The organism is Bradyrhizobium sp. LA6.8, assembly GCF_040547935.1.
Classification (GTDB): Bacteria; Pseudomonadota; Alphaproteobacteria; order Rhizobiales; family Xanthobacteraceae; genus Bradyrhizobium; species Bradyrhizobium barranii.
This window is the reverse complement of sequence record NZ_JBEPQQ010000001.1, coordinates 1,267,455-1,280,915: the sequence shown is the minus strand read 5'-3', so window position 1 is coordinate 1,280,915 and position 13,461 is coordinate 1,267,455. Positions and strand designations below refer to the sequence as shown.

Annotated in this window: 19 protein-coding genes; 8 read left to right on the top strand and 11 right to left on the bottom strand. The window is 64.5% G+C overall.

The features are described 5' to 3' along the window. Window positions 1–41 precede the first annotated feature (41 nt). The 4 genes from ABIA90_RS05645 to ABIA90_RS05630 form a co-directional block, all read right to left on the bottom strand. Window positions 42–731, bottom strand: coding sequence for a GNAT family N-acetyltransferase (locus ABIA90_RS05645; RefSeq protein ID WP_354117565.1), 690 nt, complete (start codon window positions 729–731; stop codon window positions 42–44). A 4-nt stretch (window positions 732–735) separates the two neighbouring features. Further along, window positions 736–1,083, bottom strand: a complete 348-nt coding sequence (locus ABIA90_RS05640) for a Lin0512 family protein (protein ID WP_354117564.1) — start codon at window positions 1,081–1,083, stop codon at window positions 736–738. Window positions 1,084–1,263: 180 nt separating this feature from the next. Beyond that, window positions 1,264–2,928 (bottom strand): acetolactate synthase large subunit, encoded by a 1,665-nt coding sequence (locus tag ABIA90_RS05635; protein ID WP_354117563.1) that lies wholly within the window; start codon window positions 2,926–2,928, stop codon window positions 1,264–1,266. A 250-nt stretch (window positions 2,929–3,178) separates the two neighbouring features. After that, window positions 3,179–4,072, bottom strand: a complete 894-nt coding sequence (locus ABIA90_RS05630) for a LysR family transcriptional regulator (protein WP_354117562.1) — start codon at window positions 4,070–4,072, stop codon at window positions 3,179–3,181. 117 nt (window positions 4,073–4,189) lie between these two features. On the opposite strand from ABIA90_RS05630, the gene ABIA90_RS05625 reads away from it, so the two are divergent. Then, the gene (locus ABIA90_RS05625; RefSeq protein WP_014495867.1) at window positions 4,190–4,417 is read left to right on the top strand and encodes a tautomerase family protein; all 228 of its coding nucleotides are present in this window, start codon (window positions 4,190–4,192) and stop codon (window positions 4,415–4,417) included. Here ABIA90_RS05625 and ABIA90_RS05620 read toward each other — a convergent pair. The 3 genes from ABIA90_RS05620 to ABIA90_RS05610 all read right to left on the bottom strand — a co-directional run bounded on the left by ABIA90_RS05620 (window position 4,404) and on the right by ABIA90_RS05610 (window position 6,373). Then, window positions 4,404–5,048 carry an O-methyltransferase gene (locus ABIA90_RS05620; RefSeq protein WP_354117561.1) on the bottom strand — a complete coding sequence of 215 codons (645 nt, stop codon included), beginning with the start codon at window positions 5,046–5,048 and terminating at the stop codon, window positions 4,404–4,406. The genes ABIA90_RS05625 and ABIA90_RS05620 overlap by 14 nt on opposite strands. A 19-nt stretch (window positions 5,049–5,067) precedes the next feature. Beyond that, the gene (locus tag ABIA90_RS05615; RefSeq protein ID WP_259257860.1) at window positions 5,068–5,694 is read right to left on the bottom strand and encodes a PadR family transcriptional regulator; all 627 of its coding nucleotides are present in this window, start codon (window positions 5,692–5,694) and stop codon (window positions 5,068–5,070) included. Window positions 5,695–5,821: 127 nt separating this feature from the next. Next, window positions 5,822–6,373, bottom strand: a complete 552-nt coding sequence (locus tag ABIA90_RS05610; protein ID WP_071914767.1) for a carboxymuconolactone decarboxylase family protein — start codon at window positions 6,371–6,373, stop codon at window positions 5,822–5,824. A gap of 70 nt (window positions 6,374–6,443) precedes the next feature. Here ABIA90_RS05610 and ABIA90_RS05605 point away from each other — a divergent pair, with 70 nt between their 5' ends. Together ABIA90_RS05605 and ABIA90_RS05600 are read left to right on the top strand one after the other, a co-directional pair. Beyond that, window positions 6,444–6,797 carry an MmcQ/YjbR family DNA-binding protein gene (locus ABIA90_RS05605; RefSeq protein ID WP_014495871.1) on the top strand — a complete coding sequence of 118 codons (354 nt, stop codon included), beginning with the start codon at window positions 6,444–6,446 and terminating at the stop codon, window positions 6,795–6,797. 100 nt (window positions 6,798–6,897) lie between these two features. Continuing rightward, entirely contained in the window at window positions 6,898–7,053 is a 156-nt protein-coding gene (locus ABIA90_RS05600) for a hypothetical protein (RefSeq protein WP_094184234.1), read from the top strand. Window positions 7,054–7,131: 78 nt separating this feature from the next. On the opposite strand, the gene ABIA90_RS05595 is transcribed toward ABIA90_RS05600, so the two are convergent. Next, entirely contained in the window at window positions 7,132–7,602 is a 471-nt protein-coding gene (locus ABIA90_RS05595; RefSeq protein WP_259257861.1) for a MarR family winged helix-turn-helix transcriptional regulator, read from the bottom strand. A 148-nt stretch (window positions 7,603–7,750) separates the two neighbouring features. On the opposite strand from ABIA90_RS05595, the gene ABIA90_RS05590 reads away from it, so the two are divergent. From ABIA90_RS05590 to ABIA90_RS05580, 3 genes are read left to right on the top strand one after another with little or no spacing between them, the layout of a single operon-like run. Next, window positions 7,751–8,152, top strand: coding sequence for an Ohr family peroxiredoxin (locus tag ABIA90_RS05590; RefSeq protein ID WP_028149769.1), 402 nt, complete (start codon window positions 7,751–7,753; stop codon window positions 8,150–8,152). 31 nt (window positions 8,153–8,183) lie between these two features. Then, complete coding sequence (locus ABIA90_RS05585; protein ID WP_354117560.1) at window positions 8,184–8,597, top strand: cupin domain-containing protein; 414 nt, start codon at window positions 8,184–8,186, stop codon at window positions 8,595–8,597. Between the two features lie 52 nt (window positions 8,598–8,649). Further along, window positions 8,650–9,528 (top strand): bifunctional helix-turn-helix transcriptional regulator/GNAT family N-acetyltransferase, encoded by an 879-nt coding sequence (locus ABIA90_RS05580; protein WP_354117559.1) that lies wholly within the window; start codon window positions 8,650–8,652, stop codon window positions 9,526–9,528. A gap of 6 nt (window positions 9,529–9,534) precedes the next feature. On the opposite strand, the gene ABIA90_RS05575 is transcribed toward ABIA90_RS05580, so the two are convergent. Further along, window positions 9,535–10,755, bottom strand: coding sequence for an MFS transporter (locus ABIA90_RS05575; protein ID WP_354117558.1), 1,221 nt, complete (start codon window positions 10,753–10,755; stop codon window positions 9,535–9,537). A gap of 323 nt (window positions 10,756–11,078) precedes the next feature. Between ABIA90_RS05575 and ABIA90_RS05570 the strand changes: the two genes are divergently transcribed. Continuing rightward, window positions 11,079–11,540 (top strand): cupin domain-containing protein, encoded by a 462-nt coding sequence (locus ABIA90_RS05570; RefSeq protein WP_354117557.1) that lies wholly within the window; start codon window positions 11,079–11,081, stop codon window positions 11,538–11,540. A gap of 17 nt (window positions 11,541–11,557) precedes the next feature. On the opposite strand, the gene ABIA90_RS05565 is transcribed toward ABIA90_RS05570, so the two are convergent. Together ABIA90_RS05565 and ABIA90_RS05560 are read right to left on the bottom strand one after the other, a co-directional pair. After that, window positions 11,558–12,136, bottom strand: coding sequence for a DUF308 domain-containing protein (locus ABIA90_RS05565; protein ID WP_354117556.1), 579 nt, complete (start codon window positions 12,134–12,136; stop codon window positions 11,558–11,560). 104 nt (window positions 12,137–12,240) lie between these two features. Then, window positions 12,241–12,825, bottom strand: a complete 585-nt coding sequence (locus tag ABIA90_RS05560; RefSeq protein ID WP_354117555.1) for a TetR/AcrR family transcriptional regulator — start codon at window positions 12,823–12,825, stop codon at window positions 12,241–12,243. A gap of 78 nt (window positions 12,826–12,903) precedes the next feature. Between ABIA90_RS05560 and ABIA90_RS05555 the strand changes: the two genes are divergently transcribed. Beyond that, window positions 12,904–13,401: a peptide deformylase gene (locus ABIA90_RS05555; protein ID WP_354117554.1), complete on the top strand. Its 498-nt coding sequence runs from the start codon at window positions 12,904–12,906 to the stop codon at window positions 13,399–13,401. The last annotated feature ends 60 nt before the right edge of the window (window positions 13,402–13,461 follow it).

The window sequence follows — 13,461 nt, the reverse complement described above, 5'->3', positions numbered from 1 at the left end:
TAGCGGGCTTTCGCGGGAAATGAAGACCGTCCGATCGGCCCTCAAATCTTCATCAGCGCCGTGACGTGCAGCCGGCGACGGATCTTCATGCCCTGCCGTTCGTACAGCGCAATCGCCGAGGCGTTATGAGAAAACACGTGCAGGAACGGAATTTCGCCGCGCGCCTCGATCCGGCGCGCGACCGCCGCGAGCAGCGCCTGCGCGTAGCCGCGCCCACGATAGTCCGGATGCACGCAGACGGCCGTCATCTCGACGAACTTGCCCGGCTTCATCCGCTCGCCCGTCATCGCGACCAATTCTCCACCAACGCGGATGCCGAGGAAGGTGCCGAGCTCATGGGTGCGCAACGCGAACGGACCGGGCTTGGTCAGCTCCGTCAGCGCCATCATGGCCGCGACATCGGCCGCGCCGAGCGTGACGATTTCGGCATCGCGAAGCGGGCTGTCGGCCGGCGAGCCGATCATCTGCTCGCCGGTCTCGGCCAGAACGACCTTGAAATTGGCGGAAACGTCGACCGGCTCCGGCGTGAACAGCGCGGCAACCTGCGAGCCCGCCAGGAGATCACCGAGCGCGGCGAAGCTTGCCTCGGACATGTCGACCATGTCGGCAAACGGTGTCATGTCCACGGGATAGCGCCGCGCGCGCGGGCCGCCCTCCGCAAGATGCTTCTGGCTCGTCGTCAGCGCACTCCAGATCGGACGATCCAGTAGCCGCTCATCGCTGTCGGACACCGGCCTAGTCCTTGTCGAAGCTGACGATCACCGCCGCATTGGCGATCAGGATGGGATCGTTGGCCACTTCCGTGGCCGAGGGAATCTCCAGCCCGCCCTCGACTGCAGTCACGGTCACCGTGCCGTAAGGCAGCTCCTTGGCAACGGCGTCCTTGTCCACCGCCTCAGGGTTGGGCACCGCAATCGTGACATCGACGAACATGTCGTTCGCGGTCTTGCCGATCATCCGGAAGAAACCAAGGCTCGAATGCCTGATGGCATCCGACACCGCACGCTTCGCCGCCTTGGTGGCGTCCCTGCCGTGAACGTCGACGCCCATGCCCATCTCGGTGATACAGCGAACGCGAGTCATGTCTTATTCCTGTGGTTGGTTGAGCTACGTTGATGCAGGTTGTTATCGGATTTTGGCTGATCAGCATACTCCGTCATTGCGAGGAGCAAAGCGACGAAGCAATCCAGACTGTCGCCGCGGAAAGATTCTGGATTGCTTCGCTGCGCTCGCAATGACGATGTGGCGAGAGCATCGACCACATCACGCCTTCGACTTCTCGTGCGCCCGCAGTTCATCTACCAGCACGCGCACATTCTCCGAATAGTCGATCGGGATCACTACCAGATGCACGCCGCCCTCCTTGAAGGCCGCATCGAGCGTCGGGCCGAAGCTGTCGATGCTCTCGATGCGATGGCCCTTGGCGCCATAGGCCTTCGCATAGACGACAAAATCGGGATTGCCAAATGTCATGCCGTAATCGGCGAAGTGATCGACGGCCTGCTTCCAGCGGATCATGCCGTAGGCGTTGTCCTCGAGCACCAGCACGACCAAATTGAGCTTGAGGCGGACGGCGGTCTCCATCTCCTGGCTGTTCATCATGAAGCCGCCGTCGCCGGCAACCGCGAGCACGCGGCGCTCGGGATAGAGCATCGCGGCCATCATGGCCGACGGCAGACCGGCGCCCATCGTCGCCAGCGCATTGTCGAGCAGCAGCGTGTTGGCGACGCGGATTCGGTAGTTGCGCGCGAACCAGATCTTGTACATGCCGTTGTCGAGCGCGACGATGCCATTCTCCGGGATCACCTGCCGGATGTCGTGCACGATGCGCTGCGGTGTTGGCGGCCAGCGCGCCTCGGTCGCGCGGTCGGCGAGGTGCCTGAGGATCTCCTCGCGCAACGGCAACAGCGCCGCCGCCTGCGGCAGCTTGCCTTCGAGCCGGTCGGCGAGCAGCTCCAGGCTCGGGCCGACATCGCCGACGACCTCGGCATCGGGGAAATAGACCAGCTCGACGCTTGCCGGCGTGTAGCTGACGTGAATGACCTTCGGTCCCGACGGCCCCATGATGAAGGGCGGCTTCTCGATCGGATCATGGCCGATCGCCACGATCAAATCGGCTGCATCGATCGCGTCATGGACGTAGTCGCGCTCGGACAGCGCCGCCGTGCCCATGTAGAGATTGGTGCCGCCGGGCACCGTGCCCTTCCCCATCTGTGTCGTGAAAAACGGAATGCCGGTTCGCCGAACGAAGCTGGCGATGCCGTGGGTCGAGCTCGGCCGGCTGGTCGCAGCTCCCATCATCACCAAGGGACGTTTTGCGGCCAGGATCATCTCGGCCGCGCGGTCGAGCGCGGCGCGATGGGCGACCGGAATTTCAATCGGATGGACCGGGATCACGGGGACAGCCGGCACTTCATCACCCGCGATGTCCTCGGGCAGTTCGAGATGCACCGGCCCCGGCCGTTCCTCCATCGCCACGCGAAAGGCATCGCGCACCACGGTCGGAATGCTGGAGGCGCTGATGATCTGCCGAGAGAGCTTCGTCAGCGGCTTCATGGTCGCAACCACGTCCACGATCTGGAAGCGCGCCTGCCGGCTGCTCATGATCGGCTTCTGGCCGGTGATCAAAATCATCGGCATCCCGCCGAGATGGGCATAGGCGGCGCCCGTGGACAGGTTGAGCGCGCCTGGGCCGAGCGTCGAGAGACACACTCCAGGCTTGCCGGTCAGCCGACCGTGCGTGGCGGCCATGAAGGCCGCGGCCTGCTCGTGGCGGGTCAGGACCAGCTCGATCTTGGAGGTGCGCAGCGATTCGACGAGGTCGAGATTTTCCTCTCCGGGGATACCGAAGATGCGATCGACGCCCTCGTTCTCCAGCGCCGCGACAAACAGGTCCGATCCTTTTGCCTTGCGTTCCTGCCCGCTCATGTCGCCTCCGCTCGCTGTGCGTCCCGTGGTCGGGAGCGGTCACATGGTAGCGGCTCGTGGCGCAGGCACAACTCACAAAGAGGCGGGCGATTGTTCCAACATCGTCAATACGATCGCAGCGAAGCAATCCAGAGTCTTTCCGCGGATATTTCTGGATTGCTCCGCTGCGCTCGCAACGATGCCGTTTCCGAATTCCGGCAGAGCGGATTGACCGACTGTTCGGGTGCTTTACCTGTCGGGCTACGAAGCGCTACAGCTTCGCCTCGGCAAAGATGCCTGATATCCAGTCGAGGAAGACGCGCAGGCGGAGCGCGAGCTGTCGGTTTTGTGGATAGAGCGCGGAGAGCGGCGTCGGCGATGGCGGATAGCCGGCCAGTACCTCGACCAGCGCACCGCTGGCGAGATCCGCCGCGAAGCGATAGCGGGGCGCCTGCGTCAGGCCGAAGCCGAGCCGCGCGAGATCGGCCATGGTGTCGGAATTGTTGACGCGAACCCGGCTCGGCAGCACGACATTGCGCAGCGCGCCGGCGACGGAAAACTCCAGCGGCAGCACATCGCCGGTGCGCGAGGAGATGAACGCGACCATCTGATGGCCGTCGAGCGTATCAGGCGTCGCGGGCATGCCGTGGCTGGCAAGATAGCCCGGGCTCGCCACCGTGATTTCCTCGACCGTGCCGAGGCGCCGCAAAATCATCCCGCTGTCCTCGGGCTCGCCCGACCGGATCGCGCAATCGATGCCCTCGCGCACGAGATCGACCAAACGGTCGCCCTGCCCGATCTGCAAGTCGAGCTGCGGATGGCGCGCCAGGAATTCCGGCAGGTGCGGCAAGATGAAAGTGCGGGTCAGCAAAGGATGTGCGTCGATGCGCAGCAAGCCACGCGGTCGCGCATCGCGCATCGTGGTTTCGGCTTCCTCGACCTCCGCGAGGATGGCGACGCAGCGGCGGTAATAGTCCTCGCCGTCGAGAGTCGGCGTGACATGTCGTGTCGTGCGTTCGAGCAGCCGTGCGCCCAGCCGCGCCTCGAGCCCGCGCAAAACCTCGCTCGCCGTCGAGCGGGGAATGCCGAGGTCGGCAGCCGCAGCCGTAAAGCTCTGCCGTTCGACGAGGCGGACGAACAGGCGCATGGCGTCAAATCGGTCCATGGCCGATTGTTCACCACAGCCGACAAGTGATGACAAGTTTTTCGCGATTATCCGGTCGCAGCGATCGGGCATTCTCGAACAGGAGCAACCACACCCCATCACACGGAGAGACCCATCATGCCTTTCGCCAATATCAAGATCCCCCAGGCCGCCTTATCGCGGGCGCAGAAGGCGGAGATCGTGCACAACCTCACCGCGCTGTTCGCGCACTATTTCGGCGAAGCGGCGCGGACGCACACCATGGTGCTGATCGAGGAAGTGCCTGATGGCGGCTATGGCCGCGCCGACGAGGTGTTCGTGGTTCCCGACGCCTATCGCGCAAGCGACGCCGCTACCTCACCTTGAGGCTGAGCTCGGTGCCGCCCTTGAGCGGCAGCGTCATCGATACGAAGCCGTTGTCGGGATCGCGGATGAAGGCGAGATAGTCGGGCTCGGCATTGTCGTTCATGACGTAGCCGCCGACGCGCAGCTGCGGCGCGACGATCCCGATCACCTCGCGCGCCAGCGAGGGACCGCTCTCACCCGGCCAGCCGTCGATCAGAACGAAGTCGACGGGACCGCCGAGATCGCGCAAGGTTTTTCGCGCATCGCCCTCGCGGATCTCGGCATAGTCGGCAAGGCCGGCCTCGGCGAGATTGCGTTTGGCGGTCTCGACCTTGGCCGGCACGATCTCCGAGCCGATCACGGTGCCGCCGCCATTGTCGCGGATAGCGGCCGCGAAATAGAGCGTGGACATGCCGACCGAGGTGGCGAACTCGGCCACGCGCGTAGCACGCAAGCCACGGCACAGCAGATAGATCAGTTCGCCCTGCTCGGAATGAATCGAAAAGCCCTGCTCGGCATAGGCGTGGGGATCACGGCTGTTGAAGGAGCCGCGCGGCACGCTGCCGGCCGGCCGCTGCCGCGCGCCTTGGAGGCGCGCGAGGACGGCGTTGACGCGTGGGTCTTGAATCGGGCTGTGGGGCCGATCATTCATGTGTTGCTTCGCCTCTCAGTTATTTGCCGAGGATTTCCGCGGCGGCACGATCCAGGATCGCCGCGATGCGGCGCGCCTCGGCGGGGTCGCTGCCAAGCCTGGAACGCAGCGCGCGCTTGAGGTTGTGGCGGGCACGGTGCAATTCGTCGGAGGCGTCGGCATCGAGATCGCTGACGCCGGCAAAGGCCTCGCGCACCTCGTCCATGCGGCGCCCGATCCGCGACAGCGCTTGCAGGATCGCGTCCGCAGTCGCGCGGTTCTCGGCGAGATGCGCCTCGCCCTGCGGCGTGATGCTGTAGAGCTTTCGACCGCCATCCTGCTCGACGCTGCTGTGGCCGACCTCTTCCAGATAGGTCAGCGCCGGATAAATCACGCCCGGGCTCGGCGTGTAGAAGCCGTCGGACCGCTCCTCGATAATCTTGATCAGCTCGTATCCATGAGCCGGCTTTTCGGCGAGCAACGCCAGGATCACGAGCTGGAGGTCCTGCGAGGACAGCCGCCTTGCGCCGGGGAAATCGCCCCCCGGGCCGCGCCCGAAGAAGCCATGCCCGCCGCGGCCGAAGCGCCGTCCGCCGCCGTGCCGGCCCATGACGAAATGGGCGAAATGCCCAAAATGGAAATCTTTGTGGTCTCGTTCGTGGTGCATATCGTACGTCCTTTTGTAAAACATATCTTACGATATGATTTGCGATAAACGGGCTGCAACCCACAAATCTGTGATCGGGCTATCCGCGCCGGTCCCGGCTCGGGGGACCAGCACCGCCGGCGGCCGATTACTCCGCGGCTTCGCTGTGGGGAACGCCTTGCTCGACCTCGAGCTGAAGGATGTCGTTGAAGCGGTTGAAGGCACCGCAGAGCGCGATGCGCCAGGTCAGCTCGACGATCTGGGCTTCCGAGAAATGCGCGCGCAGGCGAGCGAATATCTCGTCGCGAGTCTTGTTCCAGTTGTTGGTGACGGCGATGGAATATTCGACGACGAGCTTGTCGAGCTCATCGAGCTCGGGGTGGTCCTTGTAATCGACGAGGCGCGCGGCGCCCTCCTCAGACACGCCCTGCACCGCCAGCTTTGGTGCGTGGTGCGAGACACAATAGTCGCATTTGTTGAGCAGCGAGACCGTGACCAGCGCGAGCTCCAGATGGCGCTTCGAGACATTGCCTTCTTCAGCAAGATCGACCAGCAGCGACCACATATGCTTGAAGATCGGCAGGCGGTGGGCCATGACACCGGCCTGGTTCTCGAACGCGCCGTAGGTCGTCATCTTGTCCCACAGCGGCCTCAGCGCCTCCGGCAGATCGTCCCTGGTCTTGATCGAAACGCGCGACATCGCAAATTCATCCCTTGTTGGAAGATGCATGTTGCCATAACGGCAGGCCTTTCGTCTCAATTGCGATCGCATGACACCCAAGACATTCGAAGCCCGCTGCCTGCGCCTGCCCGCGGCCACCAAGGTGGTGCAGTGGGAAGGCACCTCCGTGTTCAAGGTCGGCGGCAAGATGTTCGCGCTCGGCGGCGGCTTTGCCGCGGGCTCCGGCGGCTACATGTTCAAGGTCTCGGACATGGCCTATGCGATGCTGATCGAGCACGGCGTGGCACGACCGGCGCCCTATCTGGCGCGCGCCAAATGGGTGCAGCTCGCCAGCAACAACGCACTTCCCGATGCGGAACTCACCGCCTATCTGGCGCAGGCCCATGCCCTGATCGTCGCAAAGCTCACGCGCAAATCGCGCAAGGCGCTCGGGCTGGACTGAGTACTCTCCACAACGTGATGCGCTGATCATCATACTCCCATTGGACTTTTGCTGCACCGCACCTAGCTCGAAGCAAAGCCCATTCGAGATGGAGTGCTCCATGAGCAAGCCCAACACCACTGCAGCCAACACTTATCGCTATGAACTCGTGCATGATGATGATGACGCCGACTTCGTCGCTTACCAGCGCCGTCGCGAAGACGGGTTCTGGCAGACTTTTGCGACCTGGATGATTCCGCGCACGGTCTGCAACTAGAGCCGCGCGCTTTTCCTTCGTGCTTGTATCGGAGGCGGACGCCGCCTCCGACTTTCCCAGCGGGAAGGCGCTGCCCGCTCAGCGTTTCTTCTCTCCGGCCGCCTGGGTCGCGCGCAGCAGATTGTCGCGCAAGCGGCTCACCGTCTTCTGCACCACCGGAAAATCGTCGCCGAGGCCGGTCGCCTCGATCACGGACTCGCCGAGATCCTGTTCGATCAGTTTTCGGCCGCCCGGCGTCAGGCTCACCCGCACCTGCCGCTCGTCGGCGGGATCGCGGTGGCGCTTGATGTAACCGATCTGCTCGAGCTTCTTCAGGATCGGCGTCAGCGTGTTGGATTCCAGGAACAGCTTGTCGCCGAGCGCGCTGACGGTCTGCTCGTCTTCGTCCAACAGCGCCACCATGGCGATGTACTGGGTGTAGGTCAGTCCCACCTTGTCGAGCAGAGGCTTGTAGGCGCGACCGAAGGCCAGATTGGCCGAATAGACGGCAAAGCACAGGAAATTCGACAGTTTTCGGCCTTTGCCGGCGGCTTTGGCGGGACGGGACACGTGAACCTCCGCAATTCGTGATCTCCGCGTCAATATAAATCGCATCCGATTAAATCGGAAGAGCTTGACCGGACAGAGCGACGGGTTTATTTCAGCACGCATCCGATTAGATCGGATACGATTTAGGCCGAACCCGAAAGGATCCGCGATGACCACCGCTGCAAAGCTTCTCTTCACCGGCAAGACCCACGTCACCTCCGGCCCCGACGGCGCCGCGCACGCGAACGACGGCTCTCTCGATATCAAGCTGGCCCAGCCGCACCCGGCCGCCGAGAACCTGTTCGCCGCCGCCTGGTCGGCCTGCTACCTCGGCGCGCTCGGCCTCGCCGCCGCCCAGCGCAAGGTCAAGCTGCCGAGCGAGCCGTCGGTCGACACCACGATCGACCTGAGCAACGCCAACGGCGCCTTCTTCCTGCGGGCCCGTCTCGACGTCAGCGTTCCCGGCGTCGATCGCACGATCGCCCAGGAGTTGATCGAGGCGGCGCACGGCATCTGCCCCTACTCCAAGGCCGTCCACGGCAACATCGAGGTGACCACCACCCTCGTCTGACCCGCCATCAAGCGAACATCAGGAGCCGACCATGAGCCCCTATCCACTACGAACCCTGCGCATGCTTACGAGCGCTGCCGTGCTCGCCACCAACCTTCTCACCCTGCCGGCGGCAGCCCAGTCGGCCGGCGTCACGCGCACCGACCTCCAGCGCCATGATCTCAGCGCGCCCGGTCGCGAGGCGGTCCAGGTCCGCGTCGACCTCGCGCCCGGAGTTGCGTTCGGCCGGCACACGCATCCAGGCGAGGAGATTATCTATGTGCTGACAGGCGCCATCGAATACGACGTCGAGGGCAAGCCCCCGGTGACGCTTAGGGCAGGCGACGTGCTGTTCATTCCGGCCGGAGCGGTTCATGCGGCGAAGAACGTCGGCACGGACACCGCGAGCGAGCTTGCGACCTATATCGTCGCCAAGGACAAGCCGCTGCTGACGCTGGTGAAGTGAGACCGGCCGTCTCGATTGACCCGCACACAATATCTGACTAAAGTCAGGTATCATGCTCGATCCCATCTCCCGCGTCCGCCGCTTCAATCGCGCCGTAACCTCCGCCGTCGGCGCGCTCGACACCTCGTTCCTCGGGCGCGGCCGGCCGCTCGGGGCGGCGCGCGTGCTCAATGCGATCGGACATGGGCGCTCGGACGTGGCGGAGATCCGCGACTATCTCGGGCTCGATTCCGGATTGATGAGCCGGCTGCTCCGCAGCCTCGAGGACGAAGGGCTGGTCGAGACCACGACGCATGAGGACGATGCGCGCCGCCGTGTCGCAACGTTGACGCGCGCGGGCCGGCGCGAGTTCGCAGCCTACGAGGCGCTGTCCAATGCGCAGGCCGAAGGCTTCCTGGCACAACATTCGCAGCGGGAGGCGCTGCTGGCGGCGATGGACCTGATCGCCTCCGCATTGACGCGCGAGCGCGTCGCGCTGGAGGAGATGGATCCGCGGAGCGAAGCAGCACGTTATTGCCTGCGCGAGTACTATTCCGAGCTCGGCCGCCGCTTCAAGCAGGGTTTTGACGTCTCGCTGTCGCGCGATCCTGACGCCAAGGACATGCGCCGACCGCGCGGCACCTTCATCGTGGCGATGTCCGACACGCTGCCGATCGGCTGCGTCGGATTGAAGGGAACGGATCACGGCTATGCCGAGATCAAGCGTCTCTGGGTTGCCCCTGCAGCGCGCGGATTGCGGCTCGGCCGGCGCCTGATGGACGCGGCCGAGAATGCCGCACGCGACCTCGGCATCACGCTGCTGCGGCTCGACACCAACAGCGCGCTCGCCGAGGCCGGCCAGCTCTACCGCACCACGGGCTGGCGCGAGATCCCCCGCTTCAACGATGATCCCTACCCGGATCTCTTTTTCGAAAAGCACATCCAGTCGTAGACCTCGTCACGCCGCCGCCGCCGCGGCCTCGCCTTGCGGCTTCGCGAATGGCCTGAAATTCATCGCCATCAGGAAGGCGCCGAGGCCCATCGCCCAGGAGGCGATATAGAGCCAGGCGTAGCTGGAGAACGCGTCGTAGATCAGGCCGCCGGCGAGCGGGCCGGTCGCCATGCCGAGGCTGCCGGCCATCGCCGTGCCGCCGATCACCGTGCCCATCATGCGCAGCGGAAAGTTCTCGCGCACCAGCACGGCATAGAGCGGCATGGTGCCGGCATAGATGAAGCCGAAGACAGCGCCGACCGCGTAGAACGTCGCGAGTTGCTGCGCGAAGACATAGGCGAGCGCGCCGAACGCCTGCAACAGCAGGCCCGTCACCAGCACGCGCTTGGCGCCGAAACGATCGCCGAGCAGCCCGAAGGCGATACGGCCGCCCATGCCGGCAAAACCCTCGATGCTGTAGATCGTCACCGCCGCGATCAGCGGGATGCCGCAGCTCACGGCATAGCTGACGGTGTGGATGATCGGGCCGGAATGGGTGGCGCAGCAGAAAAAGTTGGTTGCGAGCAGGATCATGAATTGCGGCGAGCGCAGCGCCTCGCCCAGCGACATCTCCCCTTGCGACGCGCTCTCGCCCGCAGGCGCGGCGACGGCATGCGCGAGCGCGGGCGGGCGTCGTACCAGGAACGAGACCGGGATCATGATGGCGCCGACCACCAGCGCCACGATCTGCATCGAGGTGCGCCAGTCGTGGCCGGAGACCAGCCAGGCCGCGAGCGGCGCCATCGTCATCGGCGCCATGCCCATGCCGGCCGACACCAGCGACACCGCCAGGCTGCGATGGGTGTCGAACCAGCCGGTGACGGTCGCCATCATCGGCGCGAAGATCGCCGCGCAGGAGGCACCGACCAGAAGGCCGAACATGACCTGGAACGCCAGCAGCGAGGTCGCATGACTTGCGGCGAACAGGCTGAGCGACAGCACCGCCGATCCCGTCAGCACCACCGGCAGCGGCCCGAATCTGTCGGTCGCCGTGCCCCAGGCCATGCTGGTAAAGGCCATCGCCAGGAAGCCTATCGTCATCGCGCTGGAAATGCCGGTCACCGACCAGCCGGTGTCCTTGGCGATCGGCTGGAGGAACACCGGCAGCGAAAACATGCCGCCGATCGCGACGCAGCCGAGCAAGCCGCCGGCGGCAACGATCACCCAGCGATAGGAGGAAGCGTTCATTTGGGTCTCCCGTCAGGTCTGTCTGGGTGGAAGACGAATGGGAACTGCGCCTGCCGACAACGGCATCGAGGACACCAGATTTTTTTGGCGCCGCCAAACAAAAATCCCGAAAACAACCCCATGCACAGTAGCCGGCCGCTGCCGGATCAAGGACTTACCAACGACCCGCAACGCGAGGGGCGCGTTTGACACGTCGGGCAAAACACCGGCACAATGTCATCATCCCGCCAACGCGATCTCATCGCACTCCGGACGCCGCCGATCTGGCGCACGCCACCGATCCGGTGCGCGGTCAATGCTCCGACTTCGGAGGGAATAGCTGCATGCCAAAGATTGATCTCGCCACCGTGCCGGGCCGAAAAGGCTCGGGTTATCCCGCGCCGCTCGACGCGCCCTGCGCCGAGCGCATCCGGCAACGGCTGGGCAATGCCGGAAAGCTGACGGATTTCGGCGTCAACCTGATGCGTCTGCCGCCGGGCAGCTGGTCGAGCCAGCGGCACTGGCATTCGCATGAGGACGAGTTCGTCTATGTGCTTGAAGGCGAGCTGACGCTTGTCGAGGACGAGGGCGAAACCGTGCTGAGCGCCGGCGACTGCGCCGCCTTCCCGAAGGGGAGCGGCAACGGCCATCACATGATCAACCGGTCCGATGCGACGGCCGTCTACCTCGAAGTCGGCTCGCGCTCGCCCGATGACCTCATCACCTGCTCCGACGTCGATATGATGAGCCCGGCTTCCAGCGGCCGGTTCCTGCACAAGGATGGCACGCCCTATCCGCACGAATGAACGGCAACGGCGACGCCTCACATGGCTGCGCCACGCCGCCACTCGGTCACGGTCAGCCATACCGCCGAGACCAGGAAGTAGATCGCGCCGACCGCAGCGTAGCCCGCGACATTCGCGATCGTTGGAGACATCGGCGTCGTGGCCTGAAAGATGAAGAAGCCACCGGCCAGAGCCGACTGACCGCCGCTGAGCACCATGGCCCACTGCGCGCCAAAACTTCTCCAGCGGCGAATCGCGGTCCCCAGCTGGAGCAATCCGGACAGGATCGCCCAGGCCCCGAAGACGCCGAGCACCCCGTTCATGCTCATCCGCAAGGCGACGAGGACCGCGACAGTGGTCACCAGGCTGACCAGAACGTTCAGCGCCTGCGTGCGATTTTGAGCGAGCCCGCCACTGCGCAACGCGTCGACCAAGTTTGCCGCGGCGTCCCATGCCGGATAGAGCACGAGCAAGGCTCCGGCGATCGCCGCAGATGACGGCCCGACGGCAAACGCAGCAACGACCCAGGCGACGGAGAACGCCGCCCGAATGAAGTAGTAGACCTTCAGCCATTGCTCGCGGTCGGCCCGAACGAGATCCAATTGATGATGCGTCACTGCACTCTCTCCTTTACCTACTAGTTGGTAGTCTTACGCGCAACAAGTCGCCCTCCGCCCCCAGCGTGCCTGCGGGCGTGTCGTTGTCGCCTCGTCGAAATGTTTCAGTGCCTGGCGGACAACCGATCCAGCAGCGGCCCGGTGATCACGCCGAACATCTTTGGGTCGCCATAGGCACGCGCCGACAGCATCGCGCCGTGAACGGTCGCCATGAAGCCTTCAGCCTCGATCTTCGCTGCGCTGGAGAGATGCAGCTGCCCCTTCCGCTTGCCGCGCTCCATCACCGAGGTCAGCCACGACGTCAGCGCACGGAAATGCGCGCGGACTTCCAGCGCCACCTCCTCCGGCAGGATCGGTAACTCGCAGGCAAGCAGCGCACACACACAGAAGGGCGCCGTCGCATCATTGATGCACGCCTCCCAATACCCGACATAGCTTTTGAGCTGGTCGCGGGGGTCCGCGACATTGCGTTCGAGCGCGGACAGTCCCGCCTCGGCTTCCGCGCGATAGCGCGACACGAGGGTTCGGACCAGATCGACCTTGCTGGCGAAATGGTGGTGAATGCTCGGCTTGCGGATACCGACGATTTCGGCCACGTCGGCATAGCTGAAGCCGTTATAGCCGCCCGCGATGATCAGGGTACGCGCGCAGGCCAGGATGTCGTCGGCCGTCGAGGAAACGTTGGTCATGACGGATTAACTACCTTCCAGTTGGTAGGCAGTCAAGAACGGGATGCTTCAACCATCCGTGAGTGGTAGGGAGCCTGCATGACCATTCGTCCCCTCCTCCGCTATCCCGACCGCCGGCTCGCGATGGCGGCCCGTCCCGTCACCGCATTCGACGACGCCTTGCGCGAGCTTGCAGCGGATCTGCTCGACACCATGCGCGCCGCGCCCGGGATCGGCATCACGGCGCCGCATATCGGCGTGCCCTTGCGCGTCGTCGTGCTCGAGCTCGACGCCAAGGCGGGCCCGCAAACCTACGTCAATCCGGAGATCGAGTGGGCTTCGCCCGAGATGATCCTGCACAAGGAAGGCAGCGTCTCGATGCCCGGCGTCAACGACGAGGTCCAGCGCCACGCACGGGTGCGGATCAGCTATCAGGATGTTGACGGCAACACGCACAACGAGGAGTCGGACGGCTTGCGCGCCGTTTGTCACCAGCACGAGATCGACCAGCTCGATGGAATGTTCTGGATCCAACGGCTATCGCGGCTGAAGCGGGAACGGCTGGTGAAGAAGTTCGAGAAGATGTCGCGGGATTGAGCGCGTCGCACAACCAGTGCAGGCTCGCCGACAGACCGGGATGTCGCTGCGTGTTGCAAT